The following is an 18,957-nucleotide window of genomic DNA, read 5'->3' as shown; positions in this document are numbered from 1 at the left end:
GTATTTTTTAAGTTTTTTTAAGAAAATACTCCGCAGGGTTCGGTATTGTGATAAAAATAACATACCTTTGTGGCTCCCAAATACGACAATTTTAATCTCATTTTGAATAACATTCTATGGAATTGAACAAAACCTTTATCGACGGGCTTTGGAGCAAGGAGATCAACGTCACGAGTTTCGTGCAGACGAACATCACCCCCTACCTGGGCGACGCGTCTTTCCTGCAGGGCCCGACCGAACGTACCAAGCACATCTGGAACCTCTGTCTCAAGGCACTCGAAGAGGAGCGCGCCAACAACGGCGTCCGCTCGCTGGACAACGCCACCGTCTCGACCATCACCTCGCACAAGGCGGGTTATATCGACAGGGAACAGGAGCTGATCGTGGGCCTGCAGACCGACGAGCTGCTCAAGCGGGCCATCAAGCCCTTCGGCGGCATCAACGTCGTATCGCGCGCCTGCAAGGAGAACGGCGTGGACGTGGACGAGAAGGTCAGGGATATTTTCACCCATTACCGCAAGACGCATAACGACGGCGTGTTCGACGTCTACACCGAGGAGATACGCTCGTTCCGTTCGCTGGGTTTCCTGACGGGCCTGCCCGACAACTACGCCCGCGGCCGCATCATCGGCGACTACCGCCGCCTGGCGCTCTACGGCACCAACCGCCTGATCGAAGCCAAGCAGCAGGACTTGCGCAACCTGACCGGCCCGATGACCGACGCCCGCATCCGCCTGCGCGAAGAGGTCGCCGAGCAGATCAAGGCGCTGAAGGAGATCCGCACGATGGGCGAATACTACGGGCTCGACCTGAGCCGCCCGGCGCATTCGGCACAAGAGGCCGTGCAGTGGGTTTACATGGCTTACCTCGCAGCCGTGAAGGAGCAGGACGGCGCCGCGATGTCGCTGGGCAACGTGTCGTCGTTCCTCGACATCTTCATCGAATACGACCTGGCGCACGGCAACATCGACGAGGTGTTCGCACAGGAGCTCATCGACCAGTTCGTCATCAAGCTGCGCATGGTACGCCACCTGAGGATGCAGTCCTACAACGACATCTTCGCCGGCGACCCGACGTGGGTGACCGAAGCCATCGGCGGGCGTTTCAACGACGGCCGCACGAAGGTGACCAAGACCTCGTTCCGTTTCCTGCAGACGCTCTACAACCTCGGCCCGTCGCCCGAGCCCAACCTCACGATCCTGTGGAGCCCCGACCTGCCGCAGGGATTCAAGGATTTCTGCGCCAAGGTTTCGGCAGACACCAGCTCGATCCAGTACGAGAACGACGAGCTGATGCGCGAAGTGCGCCATTCGGACGACTACGGCATCGCCTGCTGCGTATCGTACCAGGACATCGGCCGCCAGATCCAGTTCTTCGGCGCGCGCTGCAACTTGGCCAAGGCGCTGCTGCTGGCCATCAACGGCGGCCGCTGCGAGAATACCGGCACGCTGATGGTCAAGGGCATCCCCGCCCTTTCGGAGGGCCCGCTGCGCTTCGAGGAGGTGATGTGCAACTACAAAATGGTGCTGACCGAAATCGCCCGCGTCTACAACGAGGCGATGAACATCATCCATTACATGCACGACAAGTACTACTACGAGAAGGCGCAGATGGCCTTCGTCGACACCGACCCGCGCATCAACCTCGCCTACGGCGTAGCGGGGCTTTCGATCGCCCTCGACTCGCTCTCGGCCATCAAATATGCCAAGGTGACCACCCGCCGCAACGCCGAGGGGCTCAGCGAAGGCTTCGACATCCAGGGCGAATTCCCCTGCTTCGGCAACAACGACGACCGCGTAGACCACCTGGGCGTAGACCTCGTGTACTTCTTCAGCGAGGAGCTCAAGAAACTGCCCGTCTACAAGAACGCCCGCCCGACGCTTTCGCTGCTGACCATCACCTCGAACGTGATGTACGGCAAGAAAACCGGCGCGACGCCCGACGGACGTGCCAAGGGCGTGGCCTTCGCACCGGGTGCCAACCCGATGCACGGACGCGACAAGAGCGGTGCCATCGCCTCGCTCGCCTCGGTGGCCAAACTCCGTTACCGCGACTCGCAGGACGGCATCTCGAACACCTTTTCGATCGTCCCCAAATCGCTGGGCCCGACCGAAGAGGAGCGGATCGAGAACCTGGTGACGATGCTCGACGGTTACTTTACGAAGGGCGCACACCACCTGAACGTCAACGTGCTGAACCGCGCGATGCTCGAAGACGCCATGGAGCATCCCGAGAACTATCCGCAGCTGACGATCCGCGTATCGGGCTATGCCGTGAACTTCACCAAGCTGAGCCGCGAACACCAGTTGGAGGTCATCAGCCGCAGCTTCCACGAGAGGATGTAAATTTTCAGCCGCCACTGCCGCGCCACACCACGCCGGATTTCCGCCGCAGGCGGACACAAGCCCCTCCCAAGGGAGGGGTGCGGAGTGGGGTCGGATTTATAAATTGCGGCCTGCAGGCCGCAGATTACGCCGACCAACCGCGAGCAGGGCGACAATATTCAGATTATGCTTCGAATACATTCCTACGAATCGATGGGAACTTTCGACGGGCCGGGACTCCGGCTCGTCGTTTTCCTGCAAGGCTGCAATTTCCGCTGCCTCTATTGTGCCAACCCCGATACGATCGACGCCTGCGGGGGAAAGCCCACGCCTGCGGAAGAGATCCTGCGCATGGCCACAGACCAGAAACCGTTCTTCGGACGGCGCGGCGGGGTGACCTTCTCGGGCGGCGAGCCGACGTTCCAGGCCGCGGCGCTGGTGCCGCTTGTGCGGCAGCTGCACGGGGCGGGCATCCACGTCTGCCTCGACTCGAACGGCGGCGTCTGGAACCCGGCGGTCGAGGAGTTGCTGGGGCTGGTCGACCTGGTGCTGCTCGACGTCAAGCAGGCCGATCCGGAGCGCCACCGCACGCTCACGGGGCGCGACAACGCCCAGACGCTCCGCACGGCGGCATGGCTCGAAGAACACGGCAAGCCGTTCTGGCTGCGCTACGTACTGGTGCCGGGTTACAGCGACGCCGAGGCCGACATCCGCGCGCTGGGCGAACGGCTGGGCGGCTACAAACAGGTAGAGCGGGTAGAGATACTGCCCTATCACACGCTCGGCGTCCACAAGTACGAAGCAATGGGCAAAGAGTACAGGCTCGCAGGCGTACAGGAGAACACCCCGGAACAGTCGGAACGTGCCGCGGCGCTTTTCCGCGAATATTTCCCGACGGTCGTCGTGAACTGACCGGCAGGCGGCACCGGGCGCGGCGAACCGTGCGTCCCGGCGCAAGGACAGCCGGGAGACAAGGGCTCCGACGCAAGGGCGGGGTAAGAGCCGAGACGAAAGGCAAGGGCTGGGACGTAATGGCTGAAGCGCAAAGGGGGGGGGCAGGCAAGAGCTCTGACGAAAGAGCCGGGAGGCAAAAACCGAATGCCCGAACAAGGACGCAATGGCGGGCGAGACGGTGTATTCCGGCCCCAAACAGGACGGCAGGGCATAAAAAACCGCACGTCCCGGCACAAAAAACGGCGCACCGCTGCGAAAAAAATCGTGGCGGCACGCTTTTTTTCGTATCTTCGCAAAAATCCGATTAACCCCGACAAACAGATGGAGACCCGACTTCCCAACCCGAACGCCCCGGCCCGCGAACGCATCGGCTGGGTAGACCTGTTGCGCGTGACCGCCTGCTTCCTGGTGGTCTTTTCGCACTGCTGCGACCCCTTCGTCGGCCAGTTCGACAACGACCGCGCCGCATTCCTCACAGGAGCCTTTTCGGGCAGTTTCGTGCGCTGCTGCGTGCCGCTGTTCGTCATGATGACGGGCGTATTGCTGCTCCCGGTGAAAACCGGCCTCGCCGGCTTCTACCGCAAGCGCATCGGACGCATTCTCGCGGCACTCGTTTTCTGGTCGGTCGTGCTGCCGCTGCTTTATTACGTCTACCTCAATTACGTCACCGCAAGCCAGAGCCCGGCGATCGACCCCGAAAATTTCACCTGGGGCGCCACGCTGCACAAACTCTGGACATTCGTATTCAATTTCACGTTCGACACCACGCCGTTGTGGTACCTCTACATGCTCGCAGGGCTGTATTTGATCATGCCCGTGGTCAGCGCATGGCTCGAGAGGGCCTCGCGCAGCGAACTCAAAACGTTGCTCGGCGTATGGGGCGTGACCCTGCTGCTGCCCTACGCCAAGATGTTCGCGCCGATGCTGGGCTACACGGGGAATTTCGGAAACATGGGGCTCTACGGCGTCTGCGACTGGAACGAATTCGGGACGTTCTACTACGTCTCGGGCTTCGCGGGTTACCTCGTGCTGGCATACTACCTGGTGAAATTCCCGCCCGCATGGGACTGGCGCCGGACACTGGCCGTCTGCATCCCGATGTTCATTGCGGGCTACCTGATCACGGCCTTCGGATACGTCGCCCTGCAAAACCACTTCCCGGGCAACTACGCGTACCTTGAGATCGTATGGTATTTCGCGGGCATCAACGTCTTCATGATGACCTACCCGGTCTTCGTGATCGTGCGCAAGCTGGACTTCAAGCCCCGCGCATGGCTCTCGCGGCTGGCGGGCGCGACGTTCGGCATCTACCTCTGCCACTTCATCCTCGTGCAGGCGGGTTATGACCTCGTCGCCCGGATTCCGGCACTGCCGACGCTCCTGCGCATCCTGCTGATCGCATGCCTCGCCTTCGCCGCAAGTTACCTCGTGGTGGCGGCCATGCAGCGTTTCCGCGTGACACGGCGGTTCGTACAATAGCCCGGTTCCGGGCATGCCGTACGGGGCGGGGTGCTACCAGCACTCCGCCTTGTCTTTGAGTGAGGGGATACGGTCGCGGGTATAGACCGGGTTTTTGATGCCGCGGCGCCGCTGGCCCACGTAGTCGACCAGCAACAGGAATGCCTGGCGCCCGAGCAGGATGATCGCCACGAGGTTGATGAGGGTCATGAAGGCCATCGTGATGTCGGCCAGGCTCCAGGCCAGGTCGAGCGTGGCGAGCGCCCCGAACAGCACCATGCCTCCGACCAGCACCCGGTAAAGGGTCAGCACCCAGGGGCGGCGGGTGATGAACCGGACATTGGCCTCGCCGTAGTAGTAATTCCCGATAATGCTGCTGAAGGCGAAGAGGAAGATCGCCACGGCGACGAAGATGCCGCCCGCAGGGCCGATTTCGCCGACCAGCGCCGCCTGCGTAAGCTGTATGCCCGACAGCGAAGCATCGGGGACGCCGCCGAAGAGGATGATGAAGGCCGTGCAGGTGCAAATCACGAGCGTGTCGGTAAAGACCCCGAGGGTTTGGATCAGCCCCTGCTTGACCGGGTGCGACACATGGGCCGTTGCGGCTACGTTCGGCGCCGAGCCCATGCCTGCCTCGTTGCTGAACAGGCCGCGCTTGATGCCCTGCATGAGCGCTGCGCCGGCACCGCCGCCCAGCGCCTGCTCCCAACCGAAGGCATTGGCGACGATCAGCTCCACGACCTCGGGCAACCGCCGGAAATTGAAGAGCACGACGCCCAGCGCAAGGACGATATACCCCAGTGCCATGACCGGGACGACCACTCCGCTCACCCGGGCGATACGGTGGATGCCTCCGAAGATGACCAGCAGCGTGAGCAGCGCCAGGCCGGCGCCGACCCAATGATGGTCGAAGCCGAAAGCACCCTCCCAGGCCGCGCAGATCGTGTTGCTCTGCACGGAGTTGAAGGCGAAACCGAATGTCACGGAGATCAGCACGGCGAAGAGGACGCCCATCCAGCGTTTGCCCAGTCCGCGTTCCATGTAGTAGGCCGGGCCGCCGATATAGGAGTCCCGCCCCTTGCGTTTGTAGAGTTGAGCGAGGGTCGATTCGACGAAGGCACTCGACGCACCCAGCAGGGCGATGACCCACATCCAGAACACGGCGCCCGGCCCGCCGACGGCGATCGCCGTGGCGACGCCCGCCAGGTTGCCCGTGCCGACGCGGCTGGCCAGCGACACGGCGAATGCCTGGAACGACGAGACATGCCTCTCGCCCCGGGGGCCGCTGCCGGCCGACTCGCCCAGCACGCGCACCATCTCACCCAGCATACGGAACTGCACGCCGCGCGTACGCAACGTGAACCAGACGGCGCACCCCAGCAGGAGTGCGACCAGCAGGTATGACCACAGCACGTCGTTGATGCCGTCGATCCATCGATAGAGGATTTCCATGGGAGGCCGTTTCCGGCAAAGGTAGCAAAGACGGTGCTAAAAATGGAAAAGGCCGGACATCCGGCCTTTTCCGCAGTGCGTTATTTCGTCCCGTCGACGCGGATCGTCGTCCCGGTGCGCCTGCTGCGCTCGGCGTCGTAGCAGATACGGTGGCTTTCGATCGAATCCTCGATGGTCGTCAGGAACGGATAGCCCGGATCGCGGAGCGCCCGGATGAAATCCCCGATAAGGTGCAGGTCGGCACCGGCATGGAACGGCTGCCCTACGATATCCGAGAAATCGTAAGTCCGCTCTTCGCCGCCGCGGAACCTGCGCACGCGCAGCGTCCTCTCGTCACCGTCGATCTCGCCGCCCGTCAGGCGGACGTGCGTCTTGCGGAAATCGTCGGCCGTGAACATCTCCATCGAAAGGCTCACGGTCACCTCGCCCTCCATCTCCATCGCAAGCAGCTGGTGATCGACCACGTCGTTGTCGCAGTGGTAGACGCAACGGCCGTAGATCCCGGTGCGAAGCTCCTCGAGGATGGTCTCATCGAGGGTCTTGCCTTCGGGGACATCGAAGTTCGCCACCCAGTCGCGGCGGACATAGTAGAGGTCGCGTGCCGAAAAGGGACAGGCGGACTCTATCGCGCAGTCGAGGCAGCGGCGCCCCGCACCTGCGGGGGCATTCTCCGCACGGAACCAGCGCAGCGAGCCGAAGGACGACAGGCTGCGGCAATGCGCGCCGGTGAGCCACAGCAGGAAGTCGATGTCGTGGCAGCACTTGGCCAGCAGGATCGGATTCGACTCCCGCTCGCGGCGGAAAATCCCGCGCACGTAGCTGTGCGTGGCACGGTCGAGGCCGACGGCGGCGGTATGGTTGACCGAGACGACCTGCCCCAGCTCGCCCGAGGCGACTATCTCGCGGATCTTGGCAAAATAGGGATGGTAGCGCAGCACATGGCAGACGCCGACCATCACGCCCCGTTCGCGGGCGCGGCGGGCGATTTCGCGGCACTCTTCGAGGTGCTGGGCGATCGGCTTTTCGAGCAGGATGTGGTATCCCGCGTCGATGGCCTTGACCGCCGGGTCGAAATGGACGTTCTCGGGGGTCGAGATCAGCACCATGTCGGCTTCGACATCATCGGCGAAGAAGTCGTCGTAATGCGCATAGCTCCTGCAGGCAGGCAGTCCGAAATCCCGGGCGAAGGCATGGCGGCGCAGGTCGTTCACATCGACGACGGCGACGGGCTGCAGCCGGTCGGGATACCGGCGGGCATATTCGAGGTACTTATTGGCCCGGTTCCCGGCTCCTATCACCACAATCCGCACGGGGCGGGAAACGGTCGGTTCGTTTTTCATCGGAATCCTCCAAAAGGTTATATCGGGCGGCGCGGCAATTCGCACGGCCGGGGCTCAATCTCCGCCCGCGGCGTACCCGCTGCGGCGCGGCACGCCCGACAGGTTACAAGTTTCGGGATCGGGTGCGGAGAGTTCCCGCGCCGTCCTCCGGGGGTCGCCCGTCCGGAAAGAGATCCGGACGGGAGGCGACCCCGGCGGTTGTTATTTGCGGCCTGCGCCCAGATCCAGCACACGCAGGTTGCGGAACTGGATGCCGGCACCATGGCCCAGCAGGCCGATATGGCCCGACTTGTTGAAAAGCCCCGGGTGGTTGCGGTGGTCGGCCGTATAGGGATTGACCTTCGAACCGTCCTCGGAAACATTGTGCCCCCGGCAGGCTTCGCGAATATTGCCGTCGAGGATCACCCGGCCGTTGACCGTGACCGTAATGCGGTCGCCCACGGCACGTATCTCCTCGGTATTCCACTCACCCAGCTCGCCGAACTTCACGCGCTCGGCCGGGATGACGCCGTAAACCGAACCGTGCTGCTGGTAATCGCTGATGCCCTTGTAGATCGGCGCATCGTGGTCGAGAATCTGTATCTCCATCCCGTGGAACGCGGCATCGACGCCCATCGGCGTACGGATACCGATGCCGTTGTTGACGCCCTCGGTGAGGAACCGGAACTCGAAGCGCAGGATGAAATCGCCGTATTCCCCGACGGTGTAGAGGTTCCCCGAACCGCCGTAGGTGGCCGTCACGTCGATCGTACCGTCCAGCGGCACATAATTGGTCGTATTGCCCGTCCACTTGTGGAGCGAACGCCCGTCGAAGAGCACCTCGTAGCCCGCGGCAGCCTCGTCGGCCGGGAGGGAGAAGACGGGTGTCGACGGCAATTCGTTGATCCAGAGGTTTCGGAAGGCGACGGGAGCACCCTGTCCGGCCAGTTCGATACGGCCTTGTGCATAAACCGGCTCGCCAGGTGCGCAGAGGTTCGTCATCACGGCATTTTCGGCAACTTTCACGCCGTTCTCCACCAGCGTGATACGATCGTCTACGACCTTAACATAAAGCGTATTCCACGTCCCCGGAGCGTTGTCGGCAACGGTTCGGGCGGCCTTGCCGTCCGCGAGCCCCGTCCCGGCGGCACCGCCCAGGCGGATCAGCGGCATCGAGCGCACGGCCATGCCGGCCTCGCCCTCGGAACGCCATTCGATCCAGAGTTCGAAATTCTCGTATTCCTTTTCAGTCCCGATCGTCGCGGGAGCCTTGGCGGCAAATTCGAGCAGGCCGTTCGCAGCGCCCCAATTGGCAGCCACCGCCTCGTCGGCGGCTTTGCGGAGCTTCGCCGCCTGACGGGCGGGCAGCGTCTTCGCCTCGGCAGGATTCACGGCCACGGCCGTCCATCCCGCGAGCCCGTCGGCCGGCAGCACGGCGAATCCGTCCGCCGGGATCTTACCGAGCAGTCCCGTGATTTCATCCACGGCATACCCGGCGTCGGCGTCGGATTTGGCGAGTTCCTTATAGACCTCGTGCGCCCGCTCCAAAGCCTTGCGGACAGCTTCGCCGCCGGGCATCGGGTTGCACTTGGCAACGATGGTCTTCACGGCCGCGGCGGCCGGGGCGGCAGTCTGCGCATCGTCGAGGTATTCGGCGGCCAGCATCAGTGCCGGGAGGGCATATACGCCCGAAAGGTAGCCGAGCAATTTGGCCTGCACGGCGGCCGAAGGCCTGAGTGCGAGAGCCTGTCTGTAAAGCTGGTAGCGGCGGATCGGGGTCACGACGGACTGCGAAGCCAGGTCGGCATAGCGCATGAGGGCGCGGTCGGTGAGCGTCGGATGCTCGGCAGCGATTCCGTAAAGGATATCGGTCATGGCAGGATTTTCGACCGTCAGCAGGGCGGCGAAAGCCGCGTCGCGGTTCCCGGAGCGGAACCCGTCGAGCAGGCTGGCGACAGCCTCCTGCGTGCCGCTCTGCGCCAGCACGGGATAGTAACGCGCAGGGGTTTTCGAGGCCTTCATATAACCTGCGACGGCGCCGTACCGCCTGTCGGCGGGGAGCTGCCCCGAGGTGCGGATCAGCGCCGACTGGATCGCGGCCGTATGGGCCTCATCGGAAGCGTCGAGCAATTCGGAAAGCCGATCCATGTGCTGCGGCTGGGCGACGAAGGGAAGCGCCCCGTACGCGGCGGCACGAACCTCCGCGTCGGAGGAGCCGAGCAGTGCGAACACCCGGTCTGCGGCCGCGGACATGCGGCGCGCAGCGGCCAGCTTGAGCGCAGGAACGAGTGCCGCGGCATCATCCTGCGCAAGCAGCCGCCCCACTTCGGGGTTGATCTGTCCGTTGAATGCCAGGAGGGCTTTCATCGCGGCACCGGCATGCGGGCCTTCGAGCGCCCCGGCCAAAGCCTGAAGCGCCTTCCCGCCGCCGATACGGCCCGAGGCGGCAATTGCGGCCTCGGCCACGCGGTCGTCGGGCGACGCTACGGCGGCCGTAATCACATCGGCCTGCGACACGGCGCCGCACTCCCCGAGCCATCCGATAACGGCGGCCTGCGCGGCGGCATCGTAGCGCGGCATGCCGGCTGCAACCTGTGCGAAAAGTTTGTCGTCGCCTTTGCCGAGCGATTGCAGGGCGGCATAACGGTATTCGGCAGGCCCCTCCTCGACGGCCTTCAGCACGTAAGGCATCGCCTTCCCGGCACCGAGGGCATCGACCAGAATCGCGAGCGCACCGCCGCGGATGTACTGGAGGTCGCATTTGAGCAATCCCCTGGCGGCCTTTACGGCCCGGGCGTCGCCTGCGGCGGCAAGCCTTGCGAGCAGGCGCAGGTAAGCGTCCGCAGCGCCGGCATCGTTCCATGCGCAGCCGGTCTTGGCAGCGGCAGCGGCCAGCGGCTTGACCGAGGCCTGCGAACCGCAGGCGGCCAATGCGTTATAGATCTGCTCCGCAGTCTGCGCATCGGCACCTTCGAGCCATGTCAGGAGAAACGGTTCGGCAGCGGCAAGCCGCTTTTCAGCGAAAGCGTAGGCGAGCGCCTGTTTGCGGGCGGCGGTAAGGTCGTCCTTGCCGGCCTCGGCGAGCAGCAGTGCTTCCGTACCCGGGGTCGAGACCAGCGCCCGGAGGGCATAGCCGGCCAGGTAGGGATCGTCCAGATAACGGGCCATGGCGGCGGCATCGGCGGCCGTCGAACAGAATTGCAGCTGCGAGAAAAGGAAAGCCCGGTTGGCGTCGTCGCCGCAACGGTCGATAGCTGCCAGCAGGCCCTTGCGGACATCGTCACGAAGCGCTTCGTGCGCCGGGTCGGTCACATAGGCCACCACGCCGTTAAGGGCGTATTCGAACGTGGCGTTCTTGCCCTTGTCGGCAGGGACGAGCATGGCGGCGATCATCTCGACACCCTTGCTTCCGGTGGCGGCCAGTTCGCCCATCACCTGGTTGAAAACCTTGGCATCGGCTGCGGGAAGCTGTGCGAGTCCGTCGGCGACGATGGTTTCCGTCGTGCGCTGGCGGGCATCCGATTGCTGGGCGGCGGCTCCTGCGGGCAACAGGGCGGCCAATGCTCCCAGCATAAAAAGTCGTATGATTATCTTTTTCATGGTAACTGGTGCTTAAATATGCCACGGGCCGCGCATCGGCTGGTCGATCAGTCGGTTGGCGGCATCGTCGCCGATGAAGAGTTGTTTGTCGGGGTCGAAATGCAACGTGCGGTTCAAACGCAGGGCGCAGGCACCCAGGTTCACGAGCGTCGAGCTGCGGTGTCCCTTCTGCTCGTCGAGCGCAAACCTGCTCCGCGTGCGGACGCACTCCAGGAAGTCGGTGTTCTGCGGCGCAGGGTCGGGCATCTCGGCCAGTTTCTCCATGATGTCGGGGATCGTGCAGCGGAACCCTTTGTAGACCTTGCCCAGCGGGCCTTCGATATAAGGCGTGTCGCCGCCGCTTTCGAAGCCTTCGCCTTCGAGGACGATCTGGCAGCCGTCATCGTAGGTATAGACGATCTTACGCCAGATACCCACGGCGTCGGGGTGCTGCTCGGGGGCGTCGACCTCGACCTTCACGGGCGAAGTTTCGTCCTTGCCCAGCAGGTACTGCACGGGATCCATGTAGTGTTGCCCCATGTCCGTCAGGCCGCCGCCGTCGTAATCCCAGTAACCGCGGAAAGTCTGGTGCACACGGTGTTCGTTGTAAGGCTTGTAGGGGGCCGGGCCGAGCCACATGTCGTAGTCGAGATTCGACGGAACCCTCTGCGGAACGAGGTTCTCCTTGCCCACCCAGAAGAATTTCCAGGTGAAGCCGGTGGTGCCCGAGATGGTCACCTTGAGCGGCCATCCCAGCAGGCCGCTGTCGATCAGCTTCTTGAGCGGCTCGACAGTGGTACCCAGGCCGTAGAAGGTATCCGTGAAACGGAACCACGTATTTAGGCGGAAGATGCGGTTGTTGCGCTTGACGGCCTCCACGACGCGCTTGCCCTCGCCGATGGTGCGGGTCATCGGTTTCTCGCACCAGATGTCCTTGCCGGCCTTCGCGGCCTCGACGGCCATGATGCCGTGCCAGTGCGGGGGCGTGGCGATATGGACGATGTCGACATTGGGGTCGGCGATCAGGCGGCGGAAATCGCGATAGGACTGCAACGTCTCGTTGAAACGCTTTTTGCCCAGGTCGAGCGCGCTTTGGAGATGCTTGCTGTCGACGTCGCAGACCGCCACCAGACGGCACTCCTTGGTGCTGGTGAAATGGTAGCTGCTCTTGCCGATGCCGCCGACGCCGATGATGCCTTTGGTGAGCTGGTCGCTCGGCGCCACGTGTTTCGGGCCGCCGAGCACATGGCGCGGGACGACCGTCAGCAGCGCCATGCCGCTCAGTGTTTTCAGAAAATTCCTGCGGGTACTCATATCGTGTTCAGGTTAGTGGTAATTATAAGGTTGTCAGACGGAAATTGCGCCAGAGCACCTTGATCCCGCCGCCGTCGTGGATCTGCAGGGCGATGCGCCCCTGTGCGGCGCCGATCCTGGCATCGGTGATGTCGACCATCTCTTCGCCGTTGAGCCACGTCTGCACGCGGTCGCCCTGGACTTTCAGGCGCAGCGTATTCCACTCACCCTCCCGCAGGATGTCCTCCTTCTCGTCGGGGATCTGAACCAGCCAGCCGCGACCGTAGGACTCGTAGATACCGGCCGTATCGAAGCCCTTGGGGGCCACTTCGCACTGCCAGCCGTGGACTTTCACGGGAGGCTCGACGAACGAGCGGAAAAAGACGCCCGAGTTACCGTTGGCCAGCTGCTTGAATTCGAGCGTCAGGTCGAAATCGTTATAATATTCGCGCGTGGCGAGGTAGCCGTACTCCTTGTCGGGGCCGCTCTCGCAAACCATGTTGCCGTCCTTGTCGACATACCACTTCTCCGTGCCGTAGGCCTCCCAGCCCGTCAGGTCTTTGCCGTTGAACAGCTCAACCTCGCGGCCGGCCTTGCGGGGCAGCTCCTTGATCTTCAGGTTGCGGAACGAAGCGGGCGAACCGTGATCCTGCAGGCAGATCACACCGCGGCGCGCAAGGCCGTATTCGGGTGCGGTCTCCCATTTGCCGCTGTGCTTGCGGGCGAACCAGTCGTCCGTCCAGGCTTCGAATTCGAGGATCTTGTGGCCGTTGAGCCAGTGCTCGACATGGCCGTTGTCGAAGACGATGCGCGACGAGTTCCACTCGCCCTGCGGGTTGACGAACAGCGAATCGGGATCGGGCAGGTGCATGGCGTAGTCCACGCCCAGTTTCTGCCACTCTTCGAGTTTGTTGGGGGCATTGACCTCTTCCCAGCCCTCGTTGTCGATCAGCTGGTATTCGGGGCCGGTTACGTAGGGTACCTTGAAATAGGGGTCTTCGACCACGTGGTAGATCATACCGCTGTTCCCTCCGTGGGAGAGTTTCCAGTCCCAGTCGAGGATGAAGTTTTCGTACTGTTTCTTCGTAACGATGTAGCCTGCCAGGTCGCTGCCGTCGCCCTTGGCCTGGATGCAGCCGTCGACGACATGCCACGGCATGGTCAGCTCTTCGCCGTTGTAGTCCTTCCACTGGTCGAGCGTCTTGCCGTCGAACAACAGCTGCCAGCCGTCGGCAATCTCCTCTTTGGTCAGCACATTCTGTTGCGGCGCACATGCAGCGGCAGCGCAGAGCACGAGTCCCAGCCCGCACGCCTGCGCGAGCTTTCTGCGAAAATAAGTTTTAGTCAGCATAATTATGATTGGTTAAATGGTTCCGTGGCCGGGGTTAGGACAAAAATACCTATTATTTATGATTATTCCAGCGCACGTATAGAACTATATAGAGGTTTGACAATCTATATATCATTACAAATCAGCATTTTACAAACCTAATCCACACCCCGGATTATATAGACTATCCGAAGGTTCAGAGACCGATCCGCGACACCTGCTGCTCGAAATTGTCCCGATCCAGCGCCGCATTGCGGAGTTTGGTGCGGTAGGTATAGACCGTCGCCGAGGCACAGTTGAGCAGCGAAGCGATGTGTCCGCTGTCGGTAATCCCGAGCCGGATGGCCGCCAGAATCCGCAGCTCGGTGGTCAGCGATGCGTCGGCGCGGGGCGCAAAATGCGACTCGGGCTGCAGGAGGGCATTGACCTGTTCGATGAATTGCGGGAAGATGTCGAGGAACGAGGAATCGAACGACTGGTAGAACTTCGCATATTCGCCGCTGACGGCCTGCGAGGTGTTCAGCCAGCGCACCAGTTCGTCGACGCCCTTGTTGCGGGCGACGCGGCAGACCTCGCGGCGGAAAGTGTCGATCTGCTTGATGTAATGGACGGAAAGGTCGATATAGTGGCAGACGTAACGGTCTTTGATCCGGTTGGAGTCGACCAGCGCGCCGTTGATCTCGCGGATATGGTCGTTCTTCGCCTGCATCTCGTCGTTCTTCGCCTGTAACTGGGCGCTCATGTCGATCAGCTGCCGGTGGTTGCCGCGCAGGCGGCGGTGCTGCCACAGCACGCACCAGAGGATACCGATGAGGACGACCAGGAAGACACCGGCCAACCAGATCGTCGTGGTCATCATGGCCTGCCTTTGGGCGATGTTCGAGGAGATGGCCTCGCTGATCTTGACGGCCGCGGAAGAGGAGACCGGTATGCGCACCATCGACCGGCAGTGCATGGCGTCATCGGACGCGCTGCCCATATAGGCTGCCGCACGGTCGTAATCCTTGCGGTCGAACAGCAGCAGCGCAAGGTCGTACAGCGAGGCATAGGAACGGGTGCCGGCACGCAGGTCGGCGACGGACGATTCGGCCAGGTAATAAAGCCGCAGGTCGTCGTCGCCCCACGCCCGCGCGATGCCTGCGAGGCCGTAATAGAGAAGCGCCAGCTCCTGGTAGTCGGGATTCCTGGCCGTATAGGGCTCGAGCAACTGTACGGCCTCGGCGAAGCGGCCGCTGTCGCGCAGAGCGGCGGCGGCGATCCGCGCCTGCGTCCACTCCGACTGCCCGGGCACGGACATGTGCCTGACGCGCATCACCGTATCGCGCCATGCCGACCGCGAAGCCCCGTCCTCGGCTTCGGCCGCACGCCGGGCAGCGATCGAGGAGTAGCGCGAATGCCATGCGGCATACTCCGAAGGGGACATACCGGCAGTGTCTATCCTGCGGAAAAGTTCTTCGGCAAGCCCCAGCTGCCCGCGGCCCAGCCAGACGTCGATGTCGGCAAGCAGGGCGATGCGGCGGATATCCCCCGACCCGGCAGAGGCGGCCAGCCGGTAAAGGCGGTCGACGTAATAAGCCGCCGAATCGAGCTGGTAGGTCACGTAATTCTGCGACACGGCGAACAGGCGCCACGCCCGGTCGCCGGCGTTGCGGGCACGCGCCACCTCCCGGCGCAGGCTGTCGTTCTGCGCCTGCCGCCACTGCTGGTAACGATCCTTGCGGGAAAGTTCCGCATCCAGCCGTTCCAGCGCCGCTTCGGTCTGAAGCGAGTATTTCGGGTGCCGCGTACATCCTGCGAGGAAAATGCACGCCAGAAGCACCCACAGGAAGCCGGATCGGGCGGGAAGGGTTCGCAGCATCATGGTTTCGGGTTTTGTGTCAGACAAAAATAAGACAAAAGCCGTTCAATACAAACTTTCCGGGTATAATTCGTCCGCCCCGCCATGGGTAAGCGCCCCGGCACGACAGGCCCGATGCCACGAAAATTACGGCCAAATGCCTCGCCCCATGCAGAAAAACACCGCACAAGCGGAAAAATATCGAGCAAAACCGTTAACTTCGCAGCAAACGCAAACGACCATGAATACCGAAGCAAACCGAAAGACAGAGTGGGTCGTCGGAATCGGCGAAGCACTCTGGGACATACTGCCCGAAGGGCGGAAGATCGGCGGCGCCCCCGCGAACTTCGCCTACCACATGTCGCAGTTCGGGCTGCGCAGCTGCGCGGTCAGCGCCGTCGGCGACGACGAGGCGGGACGCGAACTCCGCAACCAGCTCCGCGAAAAAGGGGTGGGACATATGCTGGAAACGGTGCCGTTCCCGACCGGGACGGTCGAAGTCACGCTCGACGGGGCGGGCATCCCCAGCTACGAGATCCGGCAGGGCGTAGCCTGGGACAACATCCCGTTCACCCCGCAGATCGAGGAGCTCGCCCGGCACACCCGTGCAGCCTGCTTCGGGTCGCTGGCACAGCGCAGCCCCGTATCGCACCGCACGATCGGGCGTTTCCTGGAAACGATGCCCGACGGCGAGGGACAATACAAGGTCTTCGACATCAACCTGCGGCAGCACTTCTACACGCAGCAGGTGGTCGAAGAGTCGCTGCGAAAGTGCAACATCCTGAAGATAAACGACGAGGAGCTGGCCGTGGTCGGCAGCATGTTCGGCATGGAGGGGATGCAGCCCGGGGAGCAGTGCCGCACGCTGCTCGACAGGTACGGGTTGCGGATCGTAATCCTCACCTGCGGTGCCGCCGGGAGTTCGGTATTCGCCCCCGACACCCGGTCATATATCCCCACGCCGCGGGTCGAAGTGGCCGACACGGTCGGCGCAGGGGACTCGTTCACGGCATCGTTCCTGGCCGCCCTGCTCTCGGGGCTCGGCATCGGGGAAGCACACAGGCTGGCCGTGGATGTCGCGGCCCACGTCTGCTCGCAGCACGGCGCCATGCCCCGTCTGCCGGAACGGTTTACCGCTCGGCTGCGCAATGACGGCCCCGCCATACGATAGGGACGCACGGAAGGGGCATCCCGCCCCGGGCCGCCGCTCCCCTATCCGGCATAACTGTGCATGCCGCCCAACAGGAAATTGACCCCGAAATAGGTGACCAGCACCGAGAGGAACGCCGCGATGCAGAACCAATGGAAGAACAACGGCCGGCGGAACCACGGCAGGGATCCGGCATGCAGGGGCAGCGCATAAACCAGCAACGTGACGAGCGCCCACACCTCCTTGGGATCCCAGCCCCAGTAGCGTCCCCACGACACATTGGCCCAGACGGCACCGACGAAGATACCGGCGGCGAGGCAGAAGACGGCCGGATAGAGCATCAGCCAGCTGACGGCCTGCAACTGCGCGGCCACCCCGCGGGCGCGGCGGTGCAGGACGACCCCTGCCACGCCGCCGAACATGACGAACGCCAGCAACGCATAGGCCACCATGACCAGCATCACATGGATGCAGAGCAGCGGCGAGTCGAGAACCGGCATCAGCTGCGTGATCTGAGGGTTCGACTCCCCCATCATCGAAACCATCAGCGACAGCCCGGCGACCAGGTAACCGAAAGGCAGCAGGAACAGGAAGCGGCGGGCGAAGAGCAGCGTGAGCAGCAGCGTACACCATGCCATGAAGCGCATCGTTTCATAGCCGTTCGAAACAGGCCAGTGGCCGCTGACATAGCCCCGCAGCGCCAGCATCAGCGTAAGATACAGTCCTCCGGCGGCAACGCCCGCAAGGAGCCAGCCCCGGGTTTTCGCCCCGAAAGCCCGCCCGCGCACCATCCGGCGGCAGGCTTCGAGGAATCCTCCGATCCCGATCAGGATGAATGCCGCGGCGAGCGGCAGCGACCAATCGAGCCTGTTATAGAGTTTTTCGGCACGGAAACGCAGCCCGGAAGGCATATGCGCCCCGCCCTCCTTCTGCTGGTAGTTGCGGATCTTGCGCAACACCCCTGCGACCCCCGCCCAATCCCGTTTTACGACCAGTTCGCTGACGTAGTTCATCGCCCGGCCGATAAAGAGCGCCTGCCCGTAAGGCAGCTCCCGCGGCAGGTCGTCGACCTGCGACGCCCAGCGCAGCAGGCTGTCCGAAGGGTCGGTATAGGGAAAAATCCGCAGCATACTGCCCGTGCAGACCATCCCGATGATGTTGAATTTCTCATCGGCCTCGCCCGCCGGACGCCCGGCAGCCCCTTCGAGCCGGTATTCGTTGACCCGGTTGCGGAAATCCGACAGCCGCGCATAACGCCCGCCGACCTCCAGCAGGCGGCGTGCCCCGGCACTCCTGATGCGGATCATCGGTTCGCGTTTCCAGTCGTCGTAATAGAACAGCCAGCCGGAAAGCACCTGCTCGGGCGTAAGTCCCCGGTAGCGGCTCTTCCCGCAGAGTTTCACCGTAAAATCCTTAGCCAGGGTCTGCAACGGACAGATACGGTCGTTGTAGTAGACATACAGGTCGCCCAATTCCGCGGCGACCTCGCGCGGAAGCGTCTGCGGCAAGGTGTCAGCCGCCCGGGCACCCTGTACGGCCGCCGTACAGAGGACAAGGCACAGCGCCGCCTTGCGGAGCGCAGGGCTGCGCAACAACCGCCTGACCCCCCCGCGCCTGTCGCACAGGAACGCCAGCATGGAAACGAGCAGCAGCCCGTACCCGGCATAGGTGATGCCGATGCCCCACGGATCATACGAAACGGAGAGGGTCGTACCCCGTCCGTCCTCGTCATAGGCGGACTGGTAAAACCGGTAATTCCGGAAAACCAGGATGCGGTTCATGCCGACTTCACCGTGCAGCGACCCGTCGTCGGCCGTCAGGGTGAGAAGGCTGACGAAATCCATCGGCGCACGGGTGCCGGCATAATACTCGATGCGGAAATCGTCCAGCCGGGCCCGGAAGGGCAGTATTTGCTCCGAACCGTCACGGCCGGCGAATGCGGTCGCCCCGGGATCGCCCGTGCGCAGGTGCAACGTCCCCTGCCGGCCGAAGAGCCATGTCACGGAAGCCCCCGCGAGGATGACCGCGAAAGAGAGGTGCAGCAACAGGACGGCGGGCCTGCGCCACAATTTCCGGCGGAACAGGCAGGCCAGCGCCACGAGGGTGAGGGCACCCCAAAGCGCGGCGAACCAGCCCGCGCCGTAGATATGCGCAGCGACGAAATCCGTACCGTATATCTTTTCAAGTACCGTGGCCGTAACGAGCACCGCCATCACGGCTCCGAGCAGCCCGAAGGCAAGGCGTTTCAACAGTTTCATCCG

11 protein-coding genes are annotated in these 18,957 nt (G+C 63.1%); 4 read left to right on the top strand and 7 right to left on the bottom strand.

Going from position 1 to position 18,957, the window contains the following annotated elements; translation table 11 throughout:
• The first annotated feature begins 116 nt into the window (after positions 1-116).
• From pflB to NQ559_RS08315, 3 genes are all read left to right on the top strand, one after another.
• Positions 117-2,345 carry a formate C-acetyltransferase gene (gene pflB, locus NQ559_RS08325; protein WP_018696197.1) on the top strand — a complete coding sequence of 743 codons (2,229 nt, stop codon included), beginning with the start codon at positions 117-119 and terminating at the stop codon, positions 2,343-2,345.
• 165 nt (positions 2,346-2,510) lie between these two features.
• Positions 2,511-3,236: a pyruvate formate-lyase-activating protein gene (pflA, locus tag NQ559_RS08320; RefSeq protein ID WP_081918718.1), complete on the top strand. Its 726-nt coding sequence runs from the start codon at positions 2,511-2,513 to the stop codon at positions 3,234-3,236.
• Between the two features lie 363 nt (positions 3,237-3,599).
• Positions 3,600-4,757 (top strand): acyltransferase, encoded by a 1,158-nt coding sequence (locus tag NQ559_RS08315; protein ID WP_033395242.1) that lies wholly within the window; start codon positions 3,600-3,602, stop codon positions 4,755-4,757.
• Between the two features lie 33 nt (positions 4,758-4,790).
• Here the strand turns inward: NQ559_RS08315 and NQ559_RS08310 are convergent, their stop codons facing one another.
• From NQ559_RS08310 to NQ559_RS08285, 6 genes are all read right to left on the bottom strand, one after another.
• On the bottom strand, positions 4,791-6,188 hold the full coding sequence (locus tag NQ559_RS08310; RefSeq protein WP_018696200.1) for an alanine/glycine:cation symporter family protein: 1,398 nt from the start codon (positions 6,186-6,188) through the stop codon (positions 4,791-4,793).
• An 80-nt stretch (positions 6,189-6,268) separates the two neighbouring features.
• Positions 6,269-7,528, bottom strand: coding sequence for a Gfo/Idh/MocA family protein (locus NQ559_RS08305; RefSeq protein ID WP_026318425.1), 1,260 nt, complete (start codon positions 7,526-7,528; stop codon positions 6,269-6,271).
• Positions 7,529-7,729: 201 nt separating this feature from the next.
• Positions 7,730-11,107, bottom strand: coding sequence for a DUF1080 domain-containing protein (locus tag NQ559_RS08300; RefSeq protein WP_026318426.1), 3,378 nt, complete (start codon positions 11,105-11,107; stop codon positions 7,730-7,732).
• Between the two features lie 12 nt (positions 11,108-11,119).
• Positions 11,120-12,400, bottom strand: coding sequence for a Gfo/Idh/MocA family oxidoreductase (locus tag NQ559_RS08295; RefSeq protein ID WP_026318427.1), 1,281 nt, complete (start codon positions 12,398-12,400; stop codon positions 11,120-11,122).
• Positions 12,401-12,422: 22 nt separating this feature from the next.
• A complete protein-coding gene (locus NQ559_RS08290; protein WP_018696204.1) occupies positions 12,423-13,730 on the bottom strand; it encodes a 3-keto-disaccharide hydrolase in 1,308 nt (435 codons plus the stop codon).
• Between the two features lie 175 nt (positions 13,731-13,905).
• Positions 13,906-15,570 (bottom strand): DUF6377 domain-containing protein, encoded by a 1,665-nt coding sequence (locus NQ559_RS08285; RefSeq protein WP_018696205.1) that lies wholly within the window; start codon positions 15,568-15,570, stop codon positions 13,906-13,908.
• Positions 15,571-15,904: 334 nt separating this feature from the next.
• On the opposite strand from NQ559_RS08285, the gene NQ559_RS08280 reads away from it, so the two are divergent.
• On the top strand, positions 15,905-16,717 hold the full coding sequence (locus tag NQ559_RS08280; protein WP_373873329.1) for a carbohydrate kinase family protein: 813 nt from the start codon (positions 15,905-15,907) through the stop codon (positions 16,715-16,717).
• Positions 16,718-16,758: 41 nt separating this feature from the next.
• On the opposite strand, the gene NQ559_RS08275 is transcribed toward NQ559_RS08280, so the two are convergent.
• Complete coding sequence (locus tag NQ559_RS08275) at positions 16,759-18,954, bottom strand: cytochrome c biogenesis protein CcsA (protein ID WP_026318428.1); 2,196 nt, start codon at positions 18,952-18,954, stop codon at positions 16,759-16,761.
• Positions 18,955-18,957: the final 3 nt, after the last annotated feature.

The organism is Alistipes onderdonkii (assembly GCF_025145285.1).
Taxonomy (GTDB): Bacteria; Bacteroidota; Bacteroidia; order Bacteroidales; family Rikenellaceae; genus Alistipes; species Alistipes onderdonkii.
The sequence above is the reverse complement of the archived record's forward strand: the minus strand, read 5'-3'. Positions and strand labels throughout refer to the sequence as shown.